Below are 25,065 nucleotides of genomic sequence, written 5' to 3'. Positions count from 1 at the left end.
GTCTCCATGGACTTCGAGTCCGAGAGGCTCCCAGCAGACTACTGGGTTGATAGGCCGGATGTGGACGACCAGTAATGGTTGTAGCTGACCGGTACTAATAAGCCGATGACTTGCTACACCCCACCCTTGGTGACTTGTGGTGGAGTGCGGTCAAGTACGACTGAAGTTTGGAACGTCATGTTCTGTTCGCGTCCACTGTGCGGTTCCCGAGTCACGGGTGACCACCCTCGTTCTTTGGGGGGTGCCGAGAACTCGATAGTGTTACGGCGGTCATAGCGGTGGGGAAACGCCCGGTCCCATTCCGAACCCGGAAGCTAAGCCCACCTGCGCCGATGGTACTGCCTGGGAAGCTGGGTGGGAGAGTAGGTCACCGCCGGACATCCTTTAGAAGAGGGGCTAGGTCGCATTGCTGCGACCTGGCCCCTCTTCGCTGTCCCCGGACTATCCCCGGACTGTCCCCGGGGAGCACCTCACCCCAGCCACCGGCAGATGCCAGGGTCGAGCAACGTCGTAGACCCCCGGTGCCGGGTCTCCACCGATGTTGTCGCCCAGCTGCGGCGGGTGAGCTCGAGGGACGCCACAAGGCCCGCCCTGCTGGCGAGGTCCGGACCCTGATGCCCGGTGTCTGGGGCAGGTCCGGCGTCCAGTCCCTCGTCAGAGGTGGAGTTGGCAGTGACTTCGCGATCGCTGTGGACGTGGTCTCCTGCGCCGGCCTGGCGCCGATGATCCGCAGACCAGGTTCGGCGCTCGAGGGTGAGAGCCGCGAGAAGGGGTGGGGCTCGTTCGCCGCGCTCGGCGGCCCCCGCCAGTCTCGCCCCCTGCAACGCCCCGCGGGACGGCGAGCCACCGCCGCCCTCGTCTGCACGGCACAGTTCACGGTGCTGTGCGATCTTCAGCCTTACGGGCCCAGGGTCTCCCGGCCACATCGCGGGTGGCCTGGCGGCTCGACGCCGCCAGAGGGTGTCTGTCGCCTTTCGGTCGAGCGCGTTCTGCGCTCGACGAGGAGCAGGGCTCACACCTCTGCGCTGAGCCTGCCGGCGAGCCGTCCGTGCATGGCCGCGCTGGCGTCGTTGAGCCCGACGATGCGGACGTTCTTCCCCCGAGCGGAGTACTTGGTGGTCACCGCGTCGAGAGCGGCGACCGTGGAGGCGTCCCAGACGTGGGAGCGCGAGAGGTCGACGACGACGTCGTCGGGGTCCTCCCCGTAGGAGAACTGGCCCACGAGGTCGTTGCTGGAGGCGAAGAAGAGCTCACCGTCCACGGTGTAGCGGACGCGCTGCCCCTCGTGCTCGAGCGAGCGGTGAACGGTGACGAGGTGCGCCACGCGCCGTGCGAAGAGCAGCGCCGCCACGATGACGCCGGCCACGACCCCGATGGCGAGGTTGTGCGTGGCCACCACCACGGCGACCGTCACCACCATGACCGAGGTCTCCGAGCGCGGCATGCGCCGCAGCGTCGAGGGCCTCACGGAGTGCCAGTCGAAGGTCCCTACGCTGACCATGACCATGATCGAGGCGAGGACGGCCATCGGGATGGTGGCCACGAGGTCTCCCAGCCCTACGACGAGCACGAGCAGGAACGAGCCGGCCAGGAAGGTCGACAGGCGGGTGCGCGCGCCGCTGCGCACGTTGATCATCGTCTGTCCGATCATGGCGCACCCGCCCATGCCGCCGAAGAGCCCGGTGACGATGTTCGCGACACCCTGGCCCCACGCCTCTCGGCTCTTCCGAGAGGGCGTGTCGGTGACCTCGTCGACGAGCTTGGCGGTCATGAGCGACTCCAGCAGCCCGACGACGGCGATGCCGCAGGCGTACGGCGCCACCGTCGTGAGGGTGGCCCACGTCCACGGGACGTCGGGCCAGAAGAGCGTGGGCAGGCTGTCCGGCAGGGCCCCCTGGTCGCCGACGTCCGGCAGCGCCAGGTGGGCGAGCGCGGTGGCCGACGTCAGGACGAGCACGGCGACGAGCGGCGCCGGCACGGCGGTGGTGATCCGCGGCAGGAAGACCATGATGGCGATGGCCAGGGCCGCCACCGGGTAGACGGCCCACGGCACGGCGACGAAGTAGGGGACCTGCGCCGCGAAGATGAGGATGGCCAGGGCGTTCACGAAGCCGGTCATGACGCTGCGGGGCACGAACCGCATGAGGCGCGCGACGCCGAGGACCCCGAGCACCACCTGGAGGGCCCCTCCGAGCAGCACCGCCAGGACGAGGTGGTCCAGCCCGTGCTCGCGCACCAGCGGGGCGACGACGAGGGCGACAGCACCCGTGGCGGCGGAGATCATCGCGGGACGGCCGCCGACGAGGGCGATGGTCACCGCCATGGTGAACGAGGCGAAGAGGCCGACGCGGGGGTCCACGCCCGCGATGATCGAGAAGGAGATGGCCTCCGGGATCAGCGCCAGGGCGACGACCAGGCCCGCCAGGACCTCGGTGCGCAGGACGCGGGGCTGTGTCCAGGTCGGTCGCCTCAGCGCCAGGGTGCTCACGAGCACCTGAGCCTACCTTGACGCAGCGTCAAGGTTGTCCGCGTAGTCTCAGGAGGCGAGCGCGGTGTCCAGCAACCGGCGGAAACCGGCCTCGTCGGTGGGCCGCACGAGGACGCCGTCGAGGAAGTGGGTCGGAGTGCCCGAGACGCCGAGGGCCACGCCGTCCTCGAAGTCCTGCCGGACGCGGGCCTCGGTCGCGGGGTCGGACACGGCGGCGTCGTAGGCGGCCATGTCCAGCCCCAGCTCGGCGGCGAAGCTGCGGAAGAGCGACGGCTGCGGCTCGCTGGAGCGCCCCCAGTGGCCGTGGGTGGCCCACAGCACCTCGGCCATCTCCGCGAAGGCCCCCTGGCGCGCCGCGGCCTCCGCGGCGATCGCAGCGTGGGTGGAGTTGGCGTGCCCCGGCAGCGGGAAGTGCCGCACCACGAAGTCGACGCGCCCCGCGTAGTCGGTGCGCAGCTGGTCCGTGAACGGCTGCGCGGCGCGGCACCGGCTGCACTCGAAGTCGACGAACTCGACCACCTGGACGGGGGCGCCCGCCGTCGTCGTCGACGGGGCCGGGGTGAGCCGGTGGCTGTCCCACCGCACGAGCGGCGGCGCGGCCCCCGCGGCACCACCGGGAGAGACGTCGGCGGCGACGACGGCGGAGGCGGTGGCCGAGGTGGTCAGGACGACGACGGTCGCCAGCAGCCGCGTGCGCCGCGACACCCGGCCGCGACGACGCTGCTGTCCCCTCACGCATGGACCCCGTGCTCGTGGTCGGCGTGGCTCGCCGGCTCGACCTGGAACGTCGAGTGGGTGATGCTCACGGGGAAGTGGCTGGCCACGCACGCCTGGAGCTGGTCGAGCACCTCCGGGGCGTGGCCGTCCACGAAGCAGGAGTCGTCGAGGACGATGTGCGCCGTCAGCACCGGCAGGCCGGTGCTGATCTGGCTGGCGTGCAGGTCGTGCACGGCCAGGACGTGCGGCTGCTCGACGAGGTGGGCGCGCACGGCCGCCAGGTCCAGGCCCCGCGGGACGGCCTCGAGCAGGACGTCGGCGGCCTCGCGCAGCAGGACGAGGGTCCTGGGGACGATGAGCAGCCCGATGAGCAGCGAGACCACGGCGTCCGCCCGGGTCCAGCCCGTCAGCGCGATGACCCCCGCGGCCACCAGGACGGCGGCGGAGCCCAGGCCGTCGCTGACGACCTCGAGGACCGCGGCGCGGCGGTTGAGACCCATGGGCCGCTCGCGGTGGCCGTCGTCGTGCGCGTGGTCGTGGCGGCCGCCGCCCCCGCGGGTGAGGACCCAGAGCGCCACGGCGTTGCCCGCCAGGCCGACCGCTCCGAAGACGAGCATCCCGGTGGAGGCGACGTCAGGCGGGTCGAGCAGGCGGCGGACGCCCTCGACGGCGATGAGGACGCCGACGGCGAGCAGCATCGCCGCCTGGAGCACCGCGGCGAGCACCTCGGCCCGCTGCAGGCCCCAGGTGCGCGCCTGCGTGGCGGGGCGCAGGGCCAGGCTCGAGGCCAGCAGGGCGACCCCGAGCCCCGCGGCGTCCGTGAGCATGTGGCCGGCGTCGGCCAGCAGGGCCAGCGAGCCCGTCACCAGGCCGCCGACGACTCCGCTGACCAGGACGACCAGCGTGACGACGAGGGCCTGCGCGAGGCGCTTGCGGTCCCCGCCTGCGGCGCTGGCGTGGTTGTGCCCGGCGCTCACCGGTGGCCCTCCTCGGCGAGGAGGTCGACGGCGGCGACGGCGGACAGGAGGTCCTCCAGGGCGTGGCCGAGCGCCGGGTCGGCCAGGGCGTAGCGCACGCGCCGCCCCTCCTGCGAGGCCACGACCAGGCCGCAGCCGCGCAGGCAGGCCAGGTGGTTCGACAGGTTCTGGCGGGAGACGCCCAGCTCGTCAGCCAGCTCCGCGGGGTACCCCGGCGCCTGGCGCAGGGCGAGCAGCAGCCGCGCCCGCGTGGGGTCCGACAGGGCGTGCCCGAAGCGCGCGAGCACGCGCGCTCCGGCGGCGGGGGGAGCGCTGCGGTCGGCGAGGCTCGTCAGGGTGGCCACGTCCCCGACCATACAGCAGGCAATGAACTGTGGGAGGATCGCCGCAGCCCCGCCGACACCCGGCCCCACACCGCCGACGGAGGAGACGCGATGACGCACAGCACCCCGGTCAGCACGCCCAGCACCACGTCCACCAGCCGGAACGACCGCCCCGACCGCAACCTCGCCCTCGAGCTGGTGCGCGCCACGGAGGCCGCGGCCATCCGGGCCGTCCCGTTCATCGGCAAGGGCGACAAGATCGCCGTCGACGGAGCCGCTGTCGACGCGATGCGCGCCTTCCTGGCGACCGTCTCCTTCGACGGCGTCGTCGTCATCGGGGAGGGCGAGAAGGACGAGGCGCCCATGCTCTTCAACGGCGAGCGGGTCGGCAACGGCCAGGGCCCCGCCTGCGACGTGGCGGTCGATCCCGTCGACGGCACCTCGATGGCGGCCGCGGGCCGCCAGAACGCCCTGTCCGTCATCGCCGTGGCGGACCGCGGCGCCATGCTCGACGCGTCCAGCGTCTTCTACATGGACAAGCTGGTCACCGGACCGGAGGGCCGCGGCGTCGTGGACATCCGCAAGCCGGTGGGCGAGAACATCCGCGCCCTCGCCGCTGCGCTGGGCAAGCAGCCCGAGGAGGTCGTCGTCGCGATCCTGGACAGGCCCCGGCACGAGGGGATCGTCCGGGAGATCCGCGAGGCGGGGGCGGGGACCCGGCTCCTGCTGGACGGTGACGTGGCCGGGGGCATCAACGCGGCGCGCGCGGGCACCCGCATCGACATGTGCGTGGGCATCGGAGGCAGTCCCGAGGGAGTCACGACGGCGTGCGCCGTCAAGGCCCTGGGCGGCTTCATGCAGGGCGTGCTGGCCCCCAAGGACGACGCCGAGCGCGACCGCGGCCTCGCGGCCGGTCTGCTCATGGACCACGTCTACGACGCCGACGACCTCGTCAAGGGCGAGGACGCGTTCTTCGTGGCGACCGGCGTCACCGACGGCGGCCTGCTGGACGGGGTCCGCCACGTCGACGGCATCATCCGCACCGAGTCCATCGTGCTGCGCACGCAGTCGGGCACCGTGCGCCGCGTGGTGGCCGAGCACCTCGCGGCGAAGTGGCTCTGACCTCCGCGGTCGGCTGAGCGCCACCGCCTCCCGCGTCCCTGGTCGGGTGCTGACGAGCGGTCAGCGCCCGGCCAGGGACGCGGCGGCGCCGGGCAGGCGGAGGTCCAGCGCGCCGGCGCGGACGTCGTCCAGGGCCTGCTGTGCTGCCCCGAGCGCGATGACGTCGCCGCCGAGGCGGGAGGTCACCAGGCGCGGCACGGGCTCGTCGAGGAGCTCGGGCAGGATCGCGGCCGCCGCGTCGACGACGGGGGCCAGGTCGGCCGCGAGCTGACCGGCGAGCACCACGACCTCCGGGTCGAACAGCCCCGCTGCCGTGGCGACGACCCGCGCCAGGTGGCGCCCGGCGCGCTGGGTGACCTCGAGGGCGCGCGGGTCGCCCGCCGCCGCGGAGCGCAGCACCCGCTGGGCCCGCTCGAGGTCGGCCTCGAGGTCCCCGGTGCCGGGCTCGGCCTCCAGCGGCCCGTGGGTGTCGGGGAAGGCGTCGGTGCCCTCCGCGTCCCAGAAGGCCAGCAGCGGGCCCAGCCCGATGGGGGCGCCGACGTCGGTGACCAGGTCCAGCCAGCGCATCTCCCCGCCCCGGCCCCACCGCCCCCGCACCAGGGAGCCGGCCGCCACGAGGCCGGCGCCGAAGCCGCCGTCGGCCAGCACCGTGATGTGGTCCCGCACGCCGGCCGCCCCGCCCCGGCGGCCCTCGGCCAGCGCCGCGAGGTCGGCGTCGTTGGCCAGGCGGACCGGGCACGACAGCCGGCGCTGCAGGTGCTCGCTGAGCCCTGCGTCCATGAGCACCCAGTACGGGTTGCTGCGGACCTCGACCCGTCCGGAGGCAGCGATGGGCGCCGGCACCGCGACCGTGCAGGCCAGCACCTCGTCGACGGTGGCGCCGGCTTCGGCCAGGGCCGCCCCCGCCGCCTCGCCGGCCGCCGTCCTGCGCTCGCCGGCGTCGCGCCGGCAGGTGCTCTCGGCGGTGCCCAGGGGGGTGCCGAGCAGGTCGGTCACCAGGGCGGTGCAGCGCGCGCTGGAGGCCTCCAGGCCCAGGACGACGCCCGCACGCGCTCGCAGGCCGTACCGCCGGGCCGGTCGCCCCCGGGCGTAGCTGCCGTGGGCGCGCTGGTCCGCGAGCTCCTCCACCCAGCCGGCGGCGATGAGGTCGGCGCAGACGTCGTGGACGGTGGCGCGGGTCAGGCCGGTGGTGGCGATGAGGTCGCTGCCGGTGACGGGCTCGCCGTGCCAGAGCGCCTCCAGCACGGAGGTCGTGGAGGCCTGGCGGAGAGCACGGGTGGAGGTGGTCCTCTCCCGCTGCCCCGGGCGGGCGACGTGCACGGGGCTTGACTCTAGGGCGGTCACGGTGCCACGCTCTCGCAACTTGCTTCACGATGTCAATCAATTACCCCGCACCGCGGGGCCGAGCACGAAGGGGTGCCCGTGAACGGTCCTCCGCGCGGCGGCATGAGCCGCCGCTCCCTGCTCAAGCTGGTGGGCCTCGGCGCTGCCGCTGGAGCGGTCCCGCTGTCGCTGGCCGGCTGCGGCTCCAGCGCCGGCGCCGGTCGCGAGACCCTCCGGTGGGTGGCGAACAAGCCTGAGGTGCTCGCCTACTTCGACGACCTGGCGCAGCAGTACAACGCCAGTCAGAGCGCCGTGACCATCGACCACGACGGCACGCAGACCTCGATCGTCCCGCAGTTCGTGCGCGGGGCCCCGCCGGACGTCGCCTGCTACAACTATAACCTCGAGACCTCGAACTACGTGCGCGGCGGCGTGCTCACCGACCTCGCGGACCTGCCCGAGGCGGGGACGATCAACCCGTCCTACCAGTCGCTGGTCGACCAGTACGCCAACTTCGAGGGCCAGACCAGCGTGCTGCCGTGGTCGGTGACCGCTGCGGGCGTCATCTACAACGTCAAGCTCTTCGCGGACAACGGCGTCGAGGTGCCCACCACCTTCCCCGAGCTGGTGGAGGCCTGCGAGAAGTTCAAGGCCGCGGGGATCACGCCCATCTACACCACGGCCCGCGACCCGTGGACCACGCGCCAGGGGATGTGGGACTACGCGACGGGCTCCGGCGCCGACGTCCCCGCCTTCTACAAGGCCAAGCTGGCCGAGGGTGACGGGGCCAAGCCGACCTTCCTGGAGACCTTCAGCCCGGTGATGAAGAACATCCTCGCGCTGCGCGACTACTTCAACCCCGACTTCCCCTCCAAGACCTATGCCGACGGCAACCTCGCCATGGGCCAGGGGAAGGTCGCCATGTACTGCCAGGGCCCCTGGGCGCTCGGTGAGATCGCCAAGACCGACGCGAACCTCGAGCTGGGGACGTTCGCGCTGCCCATGACCGAGGACGCCGACGACCGGGCCGCCCGCGTCAACCTCGACCTGGCGCTGTGGGTCCCCGTCGCGAGCGGCGACGTCGCCGAGGCCACGAAGTTCGTCCAGTGGATGATGCGGCCCGAGGTCTGCACCACCTACAACCAGAAGAACCTCGCGTTCTCCCCCCTCCAGGGCGCCCAGGGGACGACCGACCCGCGCACCGCGGGGCTCGCTCCCTACCTCGACGCCGGGCGCATCTACCAGGGCTCGAGCACCTTCGTGCCCAACACCATCCCCCTCGAGAACTACTTCCAGGGCGCCCTCCTGGACGGAGACGGAGACGGCATGCTGCGCACCCTCGACGCGGACTGGAACCGCCTCGCCGAGCGGTCGGCCCTCTCGTGAGCGCCGCCACCCCCGCCCGTCGCGGGCGCAAGAAGGTCGACGCGGCCTTCTACGTGATGCTGCTGCCCGCGCTGCTGCTGTTCACCCTGCTCATCATCGGGCCGGCGCTCGCGGGCATGTTCTACTCCGTCACCAACTACGTCGGCTACGGCGAGTACAGCTTCGTCGGGCTGTCGAACTACCTGGTGCTCTTCACCGACCCGCGCATCCTGAGCTCCTACGGGTTCACCATCGGCTTCTCCGTGGTCACGGTGCTGCTCGTGAACGCCATCGCGCTGTTCCTCGCGGTGCTGCTCAACTCGAAGATCAAGTTCAAGACGGCGCTGCGCGGGGTCTTCTTCATCCCCATGGTGGTCTCGGGCATCGTCATCGCCTACGTCTTCAACTACATCTTCTCGACGTCGATCCCCGCCGTCTTCGGCGGCAGCAGCATCCTGGCGAACGCGGACTGGGCCTGGGTGGCCGTCGTCGTCGTCACCGCGTGGCAGGCGATCCCGAGCGCGCTGATCATCTACCTCGCCGGGCTGCTCGCCATCCCCGAGGAGGTCTACGAGGCCTCCTCCCTGGACGGCGCGACCCCGTGGCGCCAGTTCACCTCCATCACGCTGCCGCTGGTGGCGGGCTACGTGGTGATCAACACGGTGCTCGGCTTCAAGAACTTCCTCAACGCCTACGACATCATCGTCGGCCTCACCAACGGCGGCCCCGGGACGGCGACCTCGTCCGTGGCCATGACCATCTTCACGGGCTTCACCAGCGGTGACTACGCCTACCAGATGGCCAACGCGGTGGTCTTCTTCATCATCACCGTGCTCATCTCCATCGCCCAGCTCCGCATCATCAACCGCCGAGGGGTGAGTCTCTGATGGCCATCGCTGCCGACCCGGCCACCGTCGAGGCCGCCGCCAAGAACGCCCGGCGCAACGAGGGCCTCCAGCGCGGCGGGGCCGTCAGCGGCCGCGCCAACCGCAGCGCCTGGCTGCTCACGGGCGTGCTGGTCGTGTGCGCCCTCACGGTCATCCTGCCGCTGTACCTCACCGTGACGATGGCGTTCAAGACGCCCGAGCAGTCGGTGGACGGCAACGGCTTCTCGCTCCCCGCGCCCTTCAACCCGGGCAGCTTCGCCGACGCCTGGAACCTCGTCGGGTTCCCCACGGCGTTCGTCATCTCGGTCCTCGTCGCCGCGGCCAGCGTCTTCGGCGTCATCGTGCTCGGGTCGCTGGCGGCCTACGCCATCGTGAAGCAGTGGGACCGCAAGCTCTTCCGGTACAGCTACTTCTACCTGCTCGCAGCGATGTTCATCCCGTTCCCGGTCATCGCCCTGCCGCAGGTCAAGCTCACCGCCTACCTCAGCCTGGACAACCCCGTCGGGGTGGCCGTGCTGCACGTCCTGTTCCAGCTGTCCTTCAGCGTGCTGCTCTACTCCGCCTTCCTGCGCTCCATCCCCGGTGAGCTCGAGGAGAGCGCCCGCCTGGAGGGCGCCACCACGTGGCAGGTCTTCTGGAAGCTGATCTTCCCGCTGCTGGCGCCCATGAACGCCACGGTCGGCATCTTCGCCTTCCTCGCGGCCTGGAACGACTTCATGATGCCGTCGCTCATCACCGCCAACCCCGACCTGCAGACGATCCCCGTGATCCAGCAGATCTTCCAGAGCTCGTTCTCCACGGACTACAACGTGGCGTTCGCCAGCTACCTCATGGCGATGGCTCCGACGATCATCGTCTACGTCTTCGCCCAGCGCTGGGTGATGTCCGGTGTCACGCGGGGTGCCATCAAGTGAGCCAGGCAGCTCCGTGGTGGCGCCAGGCCGTGGTCTACCAGGTCTACCCCCGCTCCTTCGCCGACGCCGACGGCGACGGGCTGGGCGACCTGCGCGGGGTCACCTCCCGCGTGCCCTACCTGTCCGAGCTGGGTGTGGACGCCGTGTGGCTGTCCCCGTTCTACCCCTCGGCCCTGTCCGACGGCGGGTACGACGTGGACGACCACCGCGACGTCGACCCGAAGCTCGGCACCCTGGCCGACTTCGACGAGATGGCGCAGGCGCTGCACGCCGCCGGCATCCGCGTCGTCGTCGACATCGTCCCCAACCACACCTCCGACCGGCACCCGTGGTTCCGCGAGGCGCTCGCCTCGCCGCGGGGGTCGGCGGCCCGGGGGCGCTACGTCTTCCGCGACGGGCGCGACGGCCCGGCCGGGCCGATGAGCGAGCCGCCGTCGCGGTGGAAGTCGCTCTTCGGCGGCTCCGCGTGGGAGCCGGTGGGCGACGGCCAGTGGTACCTGCACGCCTTCGCCAAGGAGCAGCCCGACCTGGAGTGGTCCAACCGGGAGGTCCGCGAGGACTTCCTGGCCACCCTGAGGTTCTGGGCCGACCGCGGCGTGGACGGGTTCCGCGTGGACGTGGCCCACGGGCTGGTGCGCGACGTGGACAACAACCTCGACGTGGACTTCCCGACCACGCACACCGCGCTCTTCGACGACGGCAGCCACCCGCTGTGGGACCGCGACGAGCTCATGGACGTCTACCGCGAGTGGCGCCAGCTCTTCGACACCTACGACCCCCCGCGCGCGGCGGTCGCCGAGGCGTCGGTGCACCCCTCGCGGCGGTGGCGCTACTCCGACCCCTCCTCCCTCGGCCAGGCGTTCACCTTCGACCTCTTCGAGGCCGGCTGGGACGCGGCGCAGCTGCGCCGGGGGGTGGAGCTGGGGCTGGAGCAGCTGGACGTCGGCGCCTCGTGCACGTGGACGCTGGCTAACCACGACTGCGTGCGCGCCGCCAGCCGGTACGGGCTGCCGCCCGACCCCGAGCTGTCCTCGCACGTGGCCGCCAAGGCGTGGGTCACCCGGGACGGCGCCGAGCCGGTGCTCGACCGCGCCCTCGGGCTGCGCCGCGCTCGCGCCGGGCTGCTGCTCGAGCTGGCCCTGCCCGGCTCCACCTACCTCTACCAGGGCGAGGAGCTGGGCCTGCACGAGGTGGCCGACCTGCCGGCCGAGGTGCTGCAGGACCCGATCGCGTTCCGCTCCGAGGGCGCCGAGAAGGGCCGCGACGGCTGCCGCGTGCCGCTGCCCTGGACCCCGGACGGCTCCTCCTTCGGGTTCGGCCCCGACGGCGGGCTGGACCCCCACCTGCCGCAGCCGGCGTGGTTCGCCGGAGCCGCGGCCTCGGTGCAGGAGGCCGACCCGGGCTCGACGCTGCACCTGCACCGGGTGGCGCTGGAGCTGCGCCGGGAGCTGCTCGGGCCGGAGGAGCTGCGGTGGGAGCCGTCCGCCGGCGGCGTCCTGCACTGGTCGCGACCGACGGCCGCGGGCCCCGGCGCCCGCGAGCGGTGGCACTGCGTGGTCAACGTGGGCACCGACGACGGGTCCGGTGCCGCCGCGCCGCTGCCCGCGGGGGAGCTGGTGCTCACCAGCGGCCCCCTCGACGACGACGGCCAGCTGCCGCCGTCCACGGCGGCGTGGGTGGTCAGCGGCTGAGGGGGGACGGGGAGCGCCGGGCCCAGCGCGGCGCGCGCTCGGGACGCACCCCCACCCCCACCACGTAGGCGGGCACCACCGACAGCCACGGCGCCCGGCGGAGCGCCGCCGTGACCAGGGCGGGCGGGCCCGCCAGGTGACCGGCCAGCACGGGGCCCAGCACCCGGCGGTGCGCCTGCTGCTGCAGCGCCTGCGTCACCACCGCGGGCGGGGTCCGGCGGCGCTGGACCGCCGCCAGGTGGGACCGGCGCACGCGCCGCTCCCGCAGCGGCGCTGCCAGCAGGCGGGCCGCGGCGACGGCGTCCTGCACGGCGAGGTTGATGCCCACCCCTCCCACCGGGGACATGGCGTGCGCGGCGTCGCCGATGCACAGCAGGCCCTCCCGGTGCCACAGCGGCAGCCGGGAGAGCCGCACGTCCAGGACGGGCACGTCGTCGAAGGACCGGATGACGTCGGGGGACAGCGCCGTGGCGGCGTGCTGCGGCAGGAGCTCGGCGACGTCGCGGCGGAAGGAGTCCAGGCCGCGCGCCCGCAGCGCGGCGTCGCCGCCCTTCGGCCCGAGCCAGGCGACCTGCAGGTAGCGCCCCTGCGCCGTCCGCCGCGGGATCACCACCGCGGCGGCGCCCGGCCTCAGGACCGGCAGCAGCTGCGCCTCGGGCGCGTCGTCGGCCAGCGGCAGGCGCAGCCACCACACGTCGAAGGGGACGTCGAGCTCGCGGGGCTCCAGCTCGGCCGCGCGCCGCGCCGTGGACCAGCGCCCGTCGCAGGCCACCACGAGGTCGGCCTCGAGCTCCCCGCCCTGCCCGGAGCCGTCGGTGGCGCGCCAGCGCACCCCGGTCACCCGCTGCCCCGCGGCCGTCTCGAGGGCGGGTCCCGTGAGCAGGCCCACCACCTCGGTGGAGGTGCGCAGGGTGAACGAGGGCTCCTCGCGGGCGGCGTCGGCGAGCAGGGTCAGCAGGTCCCACTGGGGCACCAGGGCGATGTACGGGTGGCGCAGGCCCGGCACCAGCCCGCCCAGGCGCGACAGGTCGGCGGCCACCACGCCGCTGCCCTCGGCCAGCTCCACCCGCTCCAGCCGGGTCTGCGGCAGGGCGTCGAACCGCGCGAACAGGCCCAGGTCGTCCAGGAGCTGCAGCGTGCTCGGGTGGACCGTGTCGCCGCGGAAGTCCCGGTGGAAGTCGGCGTGCTTCTCCAGCACGGTCACCTCGACGCCGGCCCTGGCCAGGAGCAGGCCGAGCACGACGCCCGCCGGGCCTCCGCCCACCACGGCGCACGTGGTGCGCCCCGCTGGTGCCACCCCGGTCAGCCCCGGGGGGAGCTGACGGAGTCAGCGGCGATGGTCAGCACCAGTCGTGCGCCGCCGCCGTCGAAGCGCGGGTACGGCCGTCCGAGGTACTTCTGGGACAGCTCCTCGATGCCCTCCTGGCCGCCCTCGGTGGTGGCCCTGACCACGCGCCCGCGGACCTGGAAGAACCGGAACGGGTCGTCCGGGTCCACCACGTTGACGGCCACGCGCGGGTCGCGCGCCACGTTCCGGGCCTTCTGCGTGCCGTCGACCACGTTGATGACCACGTTCTCCCCGTCGGTGGTCACCCAGGTCTCCGTCAGCTGCGGAGAGCCGTCGGGCATCAGCGTGGCCACGAAGCAGGGGGAGGGCCGACGCAGGAGGTCGAGCAGGGGCTGGGGCAGTGGCGTGCTCACGCCGCCATCCTGCGCCGGTGCCCGAGCTGGCGCGACGTGCGCGGCGGACGGAGGGTGTGCTCCGTGCAGGGCCTGGAGCTGGTGGTCGTCCTCGGGGCAGCGGTGCTGGCCTGCGGCGCGCTCGCCCGCAGGACCCGCGTCGCGCCGCCGGTCCTCCTGCTGGGGACCGGGGTGCTGCTGGGCTTCGCGCCCGCCCTGCGGGGCACGCACCTGCCGCCGGAGGCCGTGCTGCTGCTGTTCCTCCCGGCGCTGCTGTGGTGGGAGAGCCAGACCACCTCGCTGCGCGAGATCCGCAGGTTCCTGCGCGTGATCGTGCTGCTCGGCTCGCTGCTGGTGGTGCTCACCGCCGCCGGGGTCGCGGCCGCCGCCCACGCCCTGGGCGTCCCCTGGGGCCCGGCGTGGGTGCTCGGCGCCGCGGTGGCGCCCACCGACGCGACGGCGGTCGGCGTGCTGGCGCGCAGCCTGCCGCGGCGCAACACCACCGTGCTGCGCGCCGAGAGCCTGGTCAACGACGGCACGGCGCTGGTGGTCTACGGGCTGGCGGTGGGCGCGGTGGTCGGGGACCAGGAGCTGGCCGCGGGACGCGTCGCCGGCCTGTTCGCGCTGTCCTACGCCGGCGGCGTCGCCGCCGGGCTGCTCGTCGCGTGGGTCCTCGACGTCGTCCGCCGCCGCCTGGACGACCCGCTGCTGGAGAGCGTCGCGTTCCTGCTGACACCCTTCGCGGCGTTCCTGCTGGCCGAGCTCGTGTACGCCTCCGGCGTCCTCGCCGTGGTGGCCGGGGGCCTGCTGACCAGCCGGCTCGGCCCCCGCACGCGCCGCGCCGACGCGCGCCAGCAGTCCGAGGCGTTCTGGCGGGTCACCACCTACCTGCTCAACGGCGGGCTCTTCGTGCTCGTGGGGCTGGAGGTCCAGTCCGCCGTGCGGGGCCTGAGCAGCGTGGGGCTCCGGCAGGGCGTCGCCGTGGCCCTCGGGGTGACGGCGGCCGTGGTGGGCGTGCGCTTCGCCTGGCTGTGGACCACGCCGTACCTCATCCGCGCCCTCGACCGCCGCCCCGCCCAGCGCGACCTGCGCGCCCCGTGGCGCTCCCGCGTGGTCAGCGGCGTGGCCGGCTTCCGCGGGGCGGTGTCGCTGGCCGCCGCGCTCGCGGTGCCCCAGACCACCGCCTCCGGGGCGCCCTTCCCCGAGCGCGACGTGGTGGTGTTCGCCACCGTGGTGGTCATCGTGCTGACCCTCGTGGTGCAGGCGCCCCTGCTGCCCGCGGTGGTCCGGTGGGCACGGCTGCCACCGGACACGGCGCTGGCTCAGGAGCGGCTCCTCGCCCAGCAGCACGCCACGCGGACCGCGCTGGAGGCGCTGCCCGGGCTGGCGGCGCAGCTGGAGGTGGACGACGACGTGGCCGAGCGCGTCCGGCGCGAGTTCCTCAAGAGGCTCCTGCTGCTGGAGCGGGAGGCCGAGCAGGCCCAGCTCGTTCCCGCCGCCGGCCCGGACGGGAGCGGCGGGAGCGGCGCGCGCGGGGGCGGCCCGACGGCCCTGGCCGAGGTGGACGCGGAACGGGTGGCCCGGCGCGCGCAGGACGCCGACGCCCTGCGGCTGGCCCTGCTGCACCGCAAGCGGGAGGCCGTGGTGGGCCTGCGCGACGACGGCCACATCGACGACACGGTGCTGCGCCAGGTGCAGCACCGGCTCGACCTCGAGGAGGTGCGGCTGTCCCACCGGGAGCAGGTCGAGTGATCCGCACCTGGCGACCCGTCGCGTGCGACACGTAGTGTCGGCGCATGCCCATCAAGCAGACCGTCCCCTTCGTCGTCGACGCCGAGGGCACCGGTGTCGCCCAGCGCCTCGTGGTGGCCGGTGACCACGAGCACGTCTTCACCGCCGACACCTACCCCTCCTTCGGGGGCGACGACGCGGCGCCCAGCCCGCTGAGCTACCTGCTCGGCGCCCTCACCAGCTGCAACCAGGTCACCGGCAGCCTGGTCGCCTCCAGCCTCGGCGTGGCGCTGGGGAAGTGGTCGTTCCACATCCAGGGCGACCTGGACCCCTCCGTCATCGCCGGCGGCGCCGAGGGCAACGCCAACTTCGACCGGGTGGCGGTCAGGGTCACCGTCGAGACCGACGCCGCCGACGACGTCTTCGAGACCTTCCACACCGAGACCGAGCGGCGCTGCCCCGTCACCCAGATGTTCAAGCGCAGCGGCCTGGCCTACACCAGCGAGTGGACCAAGGCGCCGCTGTCCGCCTGACCTCCCCGGAGCACGGCGCGGGCGGTTGACGGTGGGGGCGGAGCGCCCCTACCGTCAGCCCCGACCATCCAGAGCGGCCGAGAGACGTGGCTCGTCGACGCCGCAGCAACCAGAGCAGCCCCGGCTGCCTCAGGTGCTCCCGCCACGGCCGATGGAGGACACCCGTGCTCACCCGACGCCTGCACATCGACCTCGCCCTCACGGCGGGCGGTGGCTGTCAGCGCTGACCCAGCGCTGACAGCCCACCCACCCCCCCCGCACCAGCCGCGGCGCACTCACGGGCGCGCCGCCGCTGCTGCGGCGCCGCACCGCGGCGCGCCCGAAAGGCCCCCGATGACCGCCCAGACCGCCACCCCCCGCTCCCTGCCCCGCCCGACCCAGCCGGCCCTGCTCCCGCCGGTCGCCCGCGAGGCCCGCTACGGCTTCACCACCCAGCAGGTGCACGCCGGCGCCGACACCGGACCCGTCGGGCACGGCGACCGGGTGGCGCCCATCCACGTGTCCGCGGGGTTCCGCTTCGAGGACCCCGACACGGCGGCCGCCCGGTTCTCCGGGGAGGCGGACGGCTTCGTGTACTCCCGCATCGCCAACCCCACCACCGCCGCCCTCGAGCGCCGCCTCGCGGCCCTGGAGGGCGGCGCGGACGCCCTCGTGGTGGGCTCCGGCCAGGCGGCCATCACCACCGCGCTGCTGGGCCTGCTCCAGAGCGGTGACCACCTCCTCGCCTCCGACCACCTCTACGAGGGCTCGCGGGGGCTGTTCTCGGAGAACTTCGCCCGCTTCGGCATCGAGGTGGACTTCGTGGAGGACCACGCGGACCCCGCCGCGTGGCGCCGCCTGCTGCGCCCCACCACCCGGGCGCTGTTCGCCGAGTCCCTGTCCAACCCCCGCAACGAGGTCCTGGACGTCGCGGCCGTGGCCGGCGTCGCGCACGCCCACGGGGTGCCGCTGGTGGTGGACAACACCCTGGCCACGCCGTACCTGCTGCGGCCCCTCGAGCACGGCGCGGACGTGGTGGTCCACTCGGCCAGCAAGTTCCTCTCCGGGCACGGGACCGCGCTCGGCGGCGTCGTCGTCGTCGGCAGGGGGTTCGACTGGGGCGCTCACGACGACGGCGGGGCCCCGCGCTTCCCGCAGCTGTCCGAGCCCAGCGCGGTGCTCGGCGGGCGCAGCTGGGCCGATCTGCACGGGGAGCGCTGCTACGCCGAGCACGCCCGCCACCACGTCGCCGCGCGCTTCGGGCCGGTGCTCTCCCCGTTCAACGCCTTCCTCGTGCAGCAGGGCGTGGAGACCCTGTCGCTGCGGATGGCCCAGCACTGCCGCAGCGCGGCGCTGCTGGCCGCGTGGCTGGAGCGCCACCCGGCCGTCGAGCGGGTCGACCACGCCAGCCTGGCCTCCAGCCCGTCGCACCAGCGCGCCCGCCGCTACCTGCCGCGCGGCTCCGGAGCGGTGCTGGCGGTGACCCTGCGCGGCGGTGCGCCGGCGGCCCGGCGCTTCATCGGGGCGCTGGAGCTGTTCAGCCACATGACCCACCTCGGCGACGTCCGCTCCCTCGTGGTGCACCCCGCGTCCACCACCCACGCCCACCGCACCGAGGCCGAGCGAGAGCGCGCCGGCGTCCACCCCGGCACGGTCCGCCTGTCGGTGGGGATCGAGGACGTCGAGGACCTCCAGGCCGACCTGCGCCGCGCGCTGGACGCCGCATGAGCCGGCTGCAGCACGTCGGCTACTTCTTCTCCCGCGGCTTCGGGCCGCAGGGGTGGGGCCGTCCCGACTGGGCGTGGGGCTGGGACTGGCGCCGCCCCGACGTCTACCAGCAGGCCGTGCGCGAGCTGGAGCAGGCCGGCGTGGACCTCGTGGTCATGGAGGACGCCGTCTCGGTGGGGAACCCCGAGACCCTCGAGCTGCGCGTGCGCAGCGCCTACGGCGGCCCCAAGCACGACCCGCTGCTCCTGGCCCCGTACCTGTTCGCGGCGACGTCGCGCATCGGCCTGGTGCCCACCGTCAACGCCGGGATCACCCCGCCCTACCTCGCCGCCCGGCAGGCGGCCACGCTGCAGCACCTGTCCAGCGGGCGGTTCGGGCTCAACGTGGTCACCGACACCGGCAGCGCCCGGCACGTCAGCGCTGAGCCCCCGCTCGACCACGACGCCGCCTACGACCGCGCCGACGAGTGGACCGGCCTGGTCAGGGACCTGTGGCGCTCCTGGGAGGACGGTGCCCTCGCCGGTGGTGACGGCAGCTCGGCCACCGGCCGCTACGCCGACGGCAGCCGCATCCGCGCTCGCCACCACGAGGGCCGCTACTTCGACGTCACCGGTCCGCTGAACGCCGCCCCGTTCGACGACGGCCGGGCGGGGGAGCCCCTGGTGGTCTCCCCGGGCGGGTCGCCGCGCGGCCTGGCGTTCGCGGGAGCCCACTCCGACGTCCAGCTGGCCTACGCCCCGCTCGACGCGGCCAGCATCCGCGCCTACCGCGCCCGCGTGCACGAGGCGGCGCGAGCCGCCGGTCGCCGTCCCGACGACGTGCGCGTGCTGTTCTGGGTCAAGGCCGAGGTGGTGGCCTCTCGCGAGGAGGCCGAGCGCGTGGTGGCGGCCTCCCTCGACCCCAGCGACGCCGACCTCCTGGCCGTGGCCGGCCACTGGTCGAGCGACCTCGAGACCGACCTCACCGCGCACCGCCTCGACGCCCCGCTGCCCGCGGGGGCGTTCGGCCAGCACGTCTCGCGGGGGACCCTCAAGGGGTTCTTCGCGGGCGTGGAGGACCCCGGCGCCGCGACGCTGCGCCAGGTGCTGGTGCGCCGCTCCCGCAAGGGCCTGGTCAGCGAGGGCGAGGGCCTGGTGGGCACCGCCGAGGAGGTGGCGGACCTCGTCGAGGCGCTGGGGGAGGAGGCCGACAACGACGGCGTGCTGCTGTCGGGCGACCTGCACCCGGTGACGCTGCACCGGCTGCTCGACGAGCTGGTGCCCGCGCTGCGCCGGCGCGGCGTGCTGCGCCGCGAGCTCGGCGACGGCGGGGCGCGCGCCAACCTCTTCGACTTCTAGCCGCACCGCTCAGGTCGCGGGCCCTCCGCGCCGATGCACCGGGGGAGAGCGGGCCGTCGCCCGCTGCCGGAGCCCCGCTGGAGGTCGGAGTGGTCAGCGTTCTCGTCGTGGAGGACGACGACGTCTCGCGCGAGCTCATCGCCTCGCGCCTGCAGCGCGCCGGGCACGACGTGCGCGCCGTCGGGTCCGCACCGGCGGCCAGGACCCAGCTCCACGACGCCCTGCCCGACGTGCTGGTCAGCGACATGTTCATGCCCGGTGGCAGCGGCCTCGGCCTCGTGGCGGACCTGCGCGGGTCCACCGACACCGCCGGCCTGCCCGTGGTGTTCCTCTCCGGCCGCGCCCTGCCCGCCGACGTGGAGGCGGGGCTCGCGCTCGGCTGCAGCTACCTGCGCAAGCCGTTCCCGGTCACCGCGCTGCTCGACGCGGTCGGAGAGGCCGCCGCGGCTCCCAGCCGTGTGGTCGCGGCCGCCGTGCGGGCCCGTCTGGCGGACCTCGGCGACCTCGACGACGCCTCAGAGCGCCGCCTGTTCCGCCGGCTGCTGACCTCCTTCGCCGAGCAGGCGCCCTCGTCGCTGGGCCAGCTCGGCGCCGCGGCGCGCCGCGAGGACGCCGCCGAGGTCGAGGCGCTGGCCCACCGCCTCGCCGGGAGCGCCGCCAACCTCGGCGCCACCCGGCTGGCGGGCCTGCTGCGCGCGGTCGAGGCCGACGCCGGCGAGGGCCGCGTCCCCGACCCGGCGGCCCTGCGCCCCCTGCGCCTGGAGCTGGGCGTGGTGCGCCGCGCCGTCGGCGCGGTCGCCCGCGAGCTCGCCGACGGCTGAGCGGCCCCACCGCGGCCCACCGCGACCCACGGCATGATCGGGACCGTGCGCCGCTGGTCCTGGGTCCTCGTCCTCCTCGTCGGTCTCGTCCTGTTCGAGGCGGTGCGCCGCGCGCTCGTGGCGACCGGCGACCCGAACTTCGTCCCGTCGCTGCTGCTGCTCGGCGCGGCCGTGGCGCCCGCCACCTTCATCGCCTTCATCGCCGGTCGCCGGCTCGCCTACGACGTCCCCGCCCTCGTCGTCGTCCTCGTCGCCTTCATCGGCGGCGTGGTGGGCGTGGTGACCGCAGGGATCCTCGAGTACGACGAGCTGCGCCGGCTCGGCGGCGCCGCCGTGCTCGGGGTAGGGCTCATCGAGGAGGGCTCCAAGCTGGTGGCGCCGCTGGCGGTGCTGCTGTTCACGCGCTACCGGGCGCGGGTGGACGGCCTGCTGGTGGGCGTGGCCAGCGGCGCCGGCTTCGCCGCCCTGGAGACCATGGGCTACGGCTTCGTGGTGCTGGTGGAGTCGCGCGGGAACGTGGGCGCGGTGGACCAGGTGCTGCTGCTGCGCGGTCTCCTCAGCCCCGCGGCGCACATGGCCTGGACCGGCCTGACCGCCGCGGCGCTGTGGGCGGCGGCGTCCTCGCGCTGGCGGCCCGCGGCGCTGCTGCGGTTCGCGGGCGCCTTCGCGGCCGCCGTCCTGCTCCACGCGGCCTGGGACGGCATCGGCGGCTTCCTCGCCTACGCCGTGCTGGCCGCGGTCTCCCTCACGCTGCTGACCGTGGTGGCCCACCGGCTGGCCGCGCCGCGTCGCGCGGGCGCCGCGGCCTGAGCCGGCACGTGGTGTGCGCCGCCCGCCCCCGGTGCGCCACGATCGTCCCGTGACCCCCGACCGTCCCCGCGACGCCGGCGACGGTGTGACCGCCGTCGCCGAGGACTACCTCAAGACCATCTGGTCGGCGCAGGAGTGGGACGACGCGCCCGTCACCACCACGGCGCTCGCCGCTCGCCTCGGGCTCGCCGCCTCCACCGTCTCCGAGCAGGTCAAGCGGCTCGTGGACGCCGGGCTCGTGGTGCCCGCGCCGTACCGCCCCGTCGAGCTCACCGACGCCGGCCGCGCCCGCGCGCTGCGCGTGGTGCGCCGCCACCGGCTGCTGGAGACCTACCTCGTGGAGCACCTCGGCTACGGCTGGGACCAGGTGCACGAGGAGGCCGAGGTGCTCGAGCACGTGGTCTCCGAGCTGTTCCTCGAGCGCATCGACGACCTCCTGGGCAGGCCCTGGCGCGACCCCCACGGCGACCCCATCCCCACCGCCGACGGCGACTACGAGCGCCCCGAGGCGGTGCTGCTGGGCGACTGCCCGCAGGGGGACCGGGTCTGCGTGGCGCGCATCTCCGACACCGACCCCGAGGTGCTGCGCTGGCTCGCGGACAACGGCGTGGTGCTGGACGCCGAGCTGCTGGTGCTCCACCGGCTCCCCGACGGCGCTGTGGAGGTGGGACCGTCCGGCGGGGACGCGCTCCTGCTGCCCGCCCCCGCCGCCGCGGCGCTGCGCGTGGTGCGCACCGGTGGCGCTCCGGGTCCCGCCGCGTGAGCACCCCGGCGCCGCTGCCGGAGCTGCCGGAGCTGCCGGAGCTGCCGGACGGGCTCCAGCCCGGCGGCCGCTTCCCCGCGTGGCGCCGATCCCCGGGCGGGACCGCCGCGGTGTTCCTCGACGTCGACGGCACCACGCTGGACGTGGAGCCGTACGCCTCCGGCGCCGTGGTCGAGGCCGCCGTGCGGGCCAGCGCCGCGGGCGTGCAGGTGGGGTTCGCCACCGGGCGGCTCCCGCGGGGCCTGGACGCGGTGCGCGGCCAGCTCGCCGGGGCCGCGCACGGGCGTCCCGGAGGGGCGGACGTCGTCCACAACGGGGCGGCGGTGGTGGCCGACGGGCGCGTGCTGGCCCGCTGGCCCCTGCCGGCCGCCGCCGCGCGCGAGCTCGTGCGCTGGTGCGTGCGCGAGGGCGTGTACGCCGAGCTCTACAGCGGGGCGTCGATGTTCGTCACCGACCGCCGCCCCGAGGCGCACGTGGGGTGGGCCGAGGTCAGCGGAGAGCCCGACGGCGACGCCACCGAGCTGCTCACGGGCGCCGGTGCGCGCCTGGAGGTGGACAAGGCGACGCTCGACGTCTTCGAGGTGCACCGCACCGCCGAGGTGACCGCCGTGCTGGAGGGGCTGGGCCTGCACGTGGAGGACTCCACCGCGCCCTTCCTGCCCGGGGTGCCCGTGCTCAACGCCACCGCCCCCGGGGTGACCAAGGGCTCGGCGCTGCGCTGGTGGGCGCAGCGCACCGGGACGCCGCTGCCGCGCGTCGTGGCGGTGGGGGACGGGCAGAACGACCTGTCGATGCTGGCCGCGGTGGGCACGGGCGTGGCGATGGGACAGGCGGGCGCCGACGTGCGGGCGGCTGCGCACCTGGTCAGCGGCCCGGTCCACCGCGACGGCGCCGCCACCGTGCTCGCGCTGCTCGCCGACGGGCGGCTCTAGGTGAGCACCGGTGCGCCGGCGGCCGGGACCGGCGGGGTGGAGTCGGGGACGCGGGGGGCCGCCATCACCTACCGTGGGCCCCTCAGCCGACTGGACCCCGCGAGGCAGGCAGAGCAGCAGATGGGCGACGACCGCGGCGCCGTGAGGGCGTGGGAGCAGGACGCGCACGTCGTGTCCCCCTCCTACCCCGCGCAGCTGGAGTCCGTCCGGCTCGCCCGCCGGTTCGTCATGGCCGTGGTCGAGGCGGTGGGCCTGGGGGGCTGCGCCGACGACGCGGGCCTGCTGGTGTCCGAGCTCGCCGCCAACGCGGTGCTGCACGCCCGCAGCGGCTTCTCCGTGCACCTGCGCCCCACCCTGGAGGGCGGGGTGCGCGTGGAGGTGGAGGACGCCTCGCCGCTGCCGCCCGTGCACACCCCCCACTCGGCGAGCGCCATGAGCGGGCGCGGCCTGGACCTCGTGGCCTGCACGGCCGTGCGCTGGGGCAGCCACCCGCAGGGCACCGGCAAGGCCGTGTGGTTCGAGGTGGAGGCCACGGGTCCCGCGGTGGCGCCCGACCTCGACACCGCCCAGCTCCTGGCGCTGTGGAGCGACGACGACAGCGGCCCCCTCATGCCCGTCGGGCACCCCTCGGCCCCGGTGCGCGGGGTCACCGCGAAGCCCCCGACGGGGTTCTCCAGCCCGTCGGGGCCCGCGGGAGCCCACCCGCCGACCGCCGGCATCATCACCTCCTCGATGGTGGCGGTGGAGGTGACGCAGGCGGTGGAGCTGCGCGACCTGCCCGTCGAGGCCGTGCTGGCCGCCGAGGAGTCCATGGACGACCTCCTGCGCGAGCTGCAGCTGGTCCTGCTGGCCACGCCAGCCGCCGGCATCGGCGCGGCCCGGCCGGGCCGCCTCCCCGAGCTGGAGCACGCCCGCCCGCAGCACGAGCGGGAGCTGCAGGTGGCGGCGCGCCTGGACGCCGCCGCCCGCGGTTTCGAGGCCGGACGGCGCCAGCTGCGCGAGCAGGTCGCGGTGGCCGCACAGCACGGCCAGCGCCAGGTCACCGTGCGCCTGGCGCTGCCCGCCTCCGCCGGCCGCGCCGCGGCCGACTACCGCGACGCCGTGGAGGAGGCCTCCCAGCTGGGCGGCACTGGCCAGCTGCTGGCCGCGGTCGACAGCCGGGGGCGCCACGCCGAGCTGCGCCGCGCCTACCTGGACGAGGTCGTCCGGCAGCTGACCGGCAGCTGACCGCGCCCCTCAGGCCTGCCGCCTCCAGCCAGGCGGCGCTCCTGCCGATGGACGGGCGTGGACGGCGTCGACCCCCCTGGCGGCTCGCACGGCGAGCGGGCCGAGCGCGACCGCCTCGCCGCCCTGGAGGTGCTCGGGCTCCTGGACGCCCCGGCGGACGACGAGCTGCAGGCGGTGGTCCGCGTGGCCGCGGCCGTGGCCGGGGTCGCCTGCGGCACCCTCAACCTCATCGACGCCGACCGCCAGTGCCAGCTCACCAGCACCGGCTTCGAGGGCGGGGACTCGCCGCGCGAGGAGTCGATGTGCGCGCTCCACTTCCTCGACGGCGCTGTCGTCCACGTCCCGGACGCGAGCCTGGACCCGCGCTACGCCCGCAGCGCGTGGGTGGACGGCCGCCTCGGTGCGGTGCGGCTGTACGCGTCCGTGCCGCTGGTCACCGCGCAGGGGCACGCGCTGGGCAGCCTGTGCGTCTTCGACACCCGCCCCGGACGGCTGACGGCCGAGCAGCTGGCGCGCCTGCAGGACCTGGGCGGTGTGCTGCTGGCCCTGTTCGAGCGGCGGCGCCGCGCCCGGGTGGCCGCGGAGCTGGCCGCGCAGCTGGAGGAGCGCACGGAGCTGGCCGAGGCCGTGCTCGGCACCATCGACGTGGCCGTGGTGGCGGCCGGACCCGACGGCCACCTGACGCTGTTCAACCGCGCGGCCCGCGAGTGGCACGGCGAGGACGCCGACCCCGACGCCGCGCCCTCGGACCACGCCGGCCGGTACGCGCTGTACGAGGGGGACGGTCGCACCCCGATGGTGCTGGAGCGCGTGCCGCTGCACCGGGCGCTCGTCGAGGGCGCCGTGGCCGGTGAGGAGATGGTCATCGCCGCCCAGGGGCGCCCGCCGCGCGCGGTGGTGGCCAGCGGGCGGTCCCTGTCACGCGCTGACGGGACGCCCCTGGGCGCCGTCGTCACCATGAGCGACGTCACGGAGGCCAGGGCGCGCACCCTCGCCCTGGAGGAGCTGCACGCCGAGCTGGCGGAGCGCAGCCGCGAGCTGGAGCGGTCCAACGCCGAGCTCGCCCGCTTCGCGGCCGTGGCCAGTCACGACCTGCGCTCGCCGATGACGGTGGTGGACGGTTACCTGGAGCTGCTGGAGGAGGAGCTGGGGAACACCCCGCTGCCGCTCAGCTGGGTGGTGGCTGCCCGTCGCAGCGCACGTCGCATGATGCACCTCACCTCCTCGCTGCTGGACGACGCGGCGCTCGGCGCCCCGGGCCGCGAGCCCCGGCTGGCCGACCTCGGGGAGCTGGCGCGCGAGGCGCTCAGCGACCTGGGCGCCCTCGGGGCCGGCGCTCCCGTGCGGGTGGGGCGGCTGCCGCGGGTGGCCTGCGACGCGGTGGCCGTGCGCCAGCTCCTCCAGAACCTCGTGGGCAACGCCCTGCGCCACGGCGCCGCGACGCCCGGGGGGCGGCCGCCGCGGGTGCTCGTGGACGCCGAGCAGGTGGACGGCGCCTGGGTGTTCCGCGTGGCCGACGACGGGCCGGGCGTGCGGGAGGCGGACCGCGAGCGCGTCTTCGGGGCCTTCACCAGCCTCCGGGGGAGCGGCGGCCACGGTCTGGGACTGGCCACCTGCCGCCGGATCGTCGAGCGCCACGGCGGCAGGATCTGGGTGGACGAGACGCCCGGGGGAGGTGCCACCGTGCGCTTCACCCTCGCGGCGGCCTGAGGGTGCC

22 protein-coding genes, 2 rRNA genes and 1 riboswitch are annotated in these 25,065 nt (G+C 74.8%); of the genes, 17 read left to right on the top strand and 7 right to left on the bottom strand.

Going from position 1 to position 25,065, the window contains the following annotated elements:
- Positions 1–118: ribosomal RNA gene (locus H7K62_RS21645) — 23S ribosomal RNA — on the top strand; the annotation flags it as partial.
- A gap of 144 nt (positions 119–262) precedes the next feature.
- Positions 263–379: ribosomal RNA gene (rrf, locus tag H7K62_RS16040) — 5S ribosomal RNA — on the top strand.
- A 633-nt stretch (positions 380–1,012) separates the two neighbouring features.
- On the opposite strand, the gene H7K62_RS16035 is transcribed toward rrf, so the two are convergent.
- From H7K62_RS16035 to H7K62_RS16020, 4 genes are read right to left on the bottom strand one after another with little or no spacing between them, the layout of a single operon-like run.
- Complete coding sequence (locus tag H7K62_RS16035; RefSeq protein WP_186720139.1) at positions 1,013–2,494, bottom strand: SulP family inorganic anion transporter; 1,482 nt, start codon at positions 2,492–2,494, stop codon at positions 1,013–1,015.
- Between the two features lie 42 nt (positions 2,495–2,536).
- Entirely contained in the window at positions 2,537–3,223 is a 687-nt protein-coding gene (locus H7K62_RS16030; RefSeq protein WP_222437707.1) for a DsbA family protein, read from the bottom strand.
- Positions 3,220–4,182 carry a cation diffusion facilitator family transporter gene (locus tag H7K62_RS16025; protein WP_186720137.1) on the bottom strand — a complete coding sequence of 321 codons (963 nt, stop codon included), beginning with the start codon at positions 4,180–4,182 and terminating at the stop codon, positions 3,220–3,222. The genes H7K62_RS16030 and H7K62_RS16025 overlap by 4 nt, the downstream gene beginning before the upstream one ends.
- Positions 4,179–4,526 (bottom strand): ArsR/SmtB family transcription factor, encoded by a 348-nt coding sequence (locus tag H7K62_RS16020; protein WP_370591812.1) that lies wholly within the window; start codon positions 4,524–4,526, stop codon positions 4,179–4,181. The genes H7K62_RS16025 and H7K62_RS16020 overlap by 4 nt, the downstream gene beginning before the upstream one ends.
- Positions 4,527–4,616: 90 nt before the next feature.
- Between H7K62_RS16020 and glpX the strand changes: the two genes are divergently transcribed.
- Positions 4,617–5,627 carry a class II fructose-bisphosphatase gene (gene glpX / locus H7K62_RS16015; protein ID WP_186720134.1) on the top strand — a complete coding sequence of 337 codons (1,011 nt, stop codon included), beginning with the start codon at positions 4,617–4,619 and terminating at the stop codon, positions 5,625–5,627.
- Between the two features lie 60 nt (positions 5,628–5,687).
- On the opposite strand, the gene H7K62_RS16010 is transcribed toward glpX, so the two are convergent.
- Positions 5,688–6,947, bottom strand: coding sequence for an ROK family transcriptional regulator (locus tag H7K62_RS16010; RefSeq protein ID WP_186720129.1), 1,260 nt, complete (start codon positions 6,945–6,947; stop codon positions 5,688–5,690).
- Between the two features lie 102 nt (positions 6,948–7,049).
- On the opposite strand from H7K62_RS16010, the gene H7K62_RS16005 reads away from it, so the two are divergent.
- Genes H7K62_RS16005 through H7K62_RS15990 form a run of 4 tightly spaced genes read left to right on the top strand, consistent with a single transcriptional unit; the run spans position 7,050 to position 11,807 of the window.
- Entirely contained in the window at positions 7,050–8,336 is a 1,287-nt protein-coding gene (locus H7K62_RS16005; RefSeq protein WP_186720127.1) for an ABC transporter substrate-binding protein, read from the top strand.
- A gap of 56 nt (positions 8,337–8,392) precedes the next feature.
- A complete protein-coding gene (locus tag H7K62_RS16000; protein ID WP_186720180.1) occupies positions 8,393–9,202 on the top strand; it encodes a carbohydrate ABC transporter permease in 810 nt (269 codons plus the stop codon).
- Complete coding sequence (locus H7K62_RS15995) at positions 9,202–10,116, top strand: carbohydrate ABC transporter permease (RefSeq protein WP_186720119.1); 915 nt, start codon at positions 9,202–9,204, stop codon at positions 10,114–10,116. Before H7K62_RS16000 ends, H7K62_RS15995 begins: the two co-directional genes overlap by 1 nt.
- A complete protein-coding gene (locus H7K62_RS15990; RefSeq protein WP_370591811.1) occupies positions 10,113–11,807 on the top strand; it encodes a glycoside hydrolase family 13 protein in 1,695 nt (564 codons plus the stop codon). Before H7K62_RS15995 ends, H7K62_RS15990 begins: the two co-directional genes overlap by 4 nt.
- Here H7K62_RS15990 and H7K62_RS15985 read toward each other — a convergent pair.
- Positions 11,797–13,104: an FAD-dependent oxidoreductase gene (locus tag H7K62_RS15985; RefSeq protein WP_186720117.1), complete on the bottom strand. Its 1,308-nt coding sequence runs from the start codon at positions 13,102–13,104 to the stop codon at positions 11,797–11,799. The two genes, H7K62_RS15990 and H7K62_RS15985, sit on opposite strands and share 11 nt — an antisense overlap.
- A 5-nt stretch (positions 13,105–13,109) precedes the next feature.
- A complete protein-coding gene (locus H7K62_RS15980) occupies positions 13,110–13,508 on the bottom strand; it encodes a TIGR03618 family F420-dependent PPOX class oxidoreductase (RefSeq protein ID WP_186720115.1) in 399 nt (132 codons plus the stop codon).
- A gap of 63 nt (positions 13,509–13,571) precedes the next feature.
- On the opposite strand from H7K62_RS15980, the gene H7K62_RS15975 reads away from it, so the two are divergent.
- The 10 genes from H7K62_RS15975 (at position 13,572) to H7K62_RS15930 (ending at position 25,058) form a co-directional block, all read left to right on the top strand.
- On the top strand, positions 13,572–15,239 hold the full coding sequence (locus H7K62_RS15975; protein WP_186720106.1) for a Na+/H+ antiporter: 1,668 nt from the start codon (positions 13,572–13,574) through the stop codon (positions 15,237–15,239).
- 44 nt (positions 15,240–15,283) lie between these two features.
- Positions 15,284–15,751 carry an OsmC family protein gene (locus H7K62_RS15970; RefSeq protein ID WP_186720103.1) on the top strand — a complete coding sequence of 156 codons (468 nt, stop codon included), beginning with the start codon at positions 15,284–15,286 and terminating at the stop codon, positions 15,749–15,751.
- A 61-nt stretch (positions 15,752–15,812) separates the two neighbouring features.
- Positions 15,813–15,909: riboswitch (SAM riboswitch) on the top strand.
- A gap of 175 nt (positions 15,910–16,084) precedes the next feature.
- Complete coding sequence (locus tag H7K62_RS15965; RefSeq protein ID WP_186720101.1) at positions 16,085–17,458, top strand: O-acetylhomoserine aminocarboxypropyltransferase/cysteine synthase family protein; 1,374 nt, start codon at positions 16,085–16,087, stop codon at positions 17,456–17,458.
- A complete protein-coding gene (locus H7K62_RS15960) occupies positions 17,455–18,795 on the top strand; it encodes an LLM class flavin-dependent oxidoreductase (RefSeq protein ID WP_186720100.1) in 1,341 nt (446 codons plus the stop codon). Before H7K62_RS15965 ends, H7K62_RS15960 begins: the two co-directional genes overlap by 4 nt.
- A gap of 107 nt (positions 18,796–18,902) precedes the next feature.
- Positions 18,903–19,616 (top strand): Hpt domain-containing response regulator, encoded by a 714-nt coding sequence (locus H7K62_RS15955; protein ID WP_186720098.1) that lies wholly within the window; start codon positions 18,903–18,905, stop codon positions 19,614–19,616.
- 45 nt (positions 19,617–19,661) lie between these two features.
- Positions 19,662–20,426 (top strand): PrsW family intramembrane metalloprotease, encoded by a 765-nt coding sequence (locus tag H7K62_RS15950; protein WP_370591810.1) that lies wholly within the window; start codon positions 19,662–19,664, stop codon positions 20,424–20,426.
- A 49-nt stretch (positions 20,427–20,475) separates the two neighbouring features.
- On the top strand, positions 20,476–21,189 hold the full coding sequence (locus H7K62_RS24145) for a metal-dependent transcriptional regulator (protein WP_186720092.1): 714 nt from the start codon (positions 20,476–20,478) through the stop codon (positions 21,187–21,189).
- Positions 21,186–22,121 (top strand): HAD family hydrolase, encoded by a 936-nt coding sequence (locus tag H7K62_RS15940; protein WP_186720090.1) that lies wholly within the window; start codon positions 21,186–21,188, stop codon positions 22,119–22,121. Before H7K62_RS24145 ends, H7K62_RS15940 begins: the two co-directional genes overlap by 4 nt.
- Positions 22,122–22,241: 120 nt before the next feature.
- Positions 22,242–23,348 (top strand): ATP-binding protein, encoded by a 1,107-nt coding sequence (locus H7K62_RS15935; protein ID WP_186720087.1) that lies wholly within the window; start codon positions 22,242–22,244, stop codon positions 23,346–23,348.
- A 57-nt stretch (positions 23,349–23,405) separates the two neighbouring features.
- Positions 23,406–25,058, top strand: a complete 1,653-nt coding sequence (locus tag H7K62_RS15930) for a sensor histidine kinase (RefSeq protein WP_186720085.1) — start codon at positions 23,406–23,408, stop codon at positions 25,056–25,058.
- The last annotated feature ends 7 nt before the right edge of the window (positions 25,059–25,065 follow it).

The organism is Quadrisphaera sp. RL12-1S (assembly GCF_014270065.1).
GTDB lineage: Bacteria > Actinomycetota > Actinomycetes > Actinomycetales > Quadrisphaeraceae > Quadrisphaera.
The sequence above is the reverse complement of the archived record's forward strand: the minus strand, read 5'-3'. Positions and strand labels throughout refer to the sequence as shown.

What these genes read in the sequence shown, in the direction of transcription:
- glpX (WP_186720134.1), top strand. Translation starts at nt 4,617, where the DNA reads ATGACGCACAGCACCCCGGTCAGCACGCCCAGCACCACGTCCACCAGC.
- H7K62_RS16000 (WP_186720180.1), top strand. Translation starts at nt 8,393, where the DNA reads ATGCTGCTGCCCGCGCTGCTGCTGTTCACCCTGCTCATCATCGGGCCG.
- H7K62_RS15995 (WP_186720119.1), top strand. Translation starts at nt 9,202, where the DNA reads ATGGCCATCGCTGCCGACCCGGCCACCGTCGAGGCCGCCGCCAAGAAC.
- H7K62_RS15970 (WP_186720103.1), top strand. Translation starts at nt 15,284, where the DNA reads ATGCCCATCAAGCAGACCGTCCCCTTCGTCGTCGACGCCGAGGGCACC.
- H7K62_RS15965 (WP_186720101.1), top strand. Translation starts at nt 16,085, where the DNA reads ATGACCGCCCAGACCGCCACCCCCCGCTCCCTGCCCCGCCCGACCCAG.
- H7K62_RS15960 (WP_186720100.1), top strand. Translation starts at nt 17,455, where the DNA reads ATGAGCCGGCTGCAGCACGTCGGCTACTTCTTCTCCCGCGGCTTCGGG.
- H7K62_RS15935 (WP_186720087.1), top strand. Translation starts at nt 22,242, where the DNA reads ATGGGCGACGACCGCGGCGCCGTGAGGGCGTGGGAGCAGGACGCGCAC.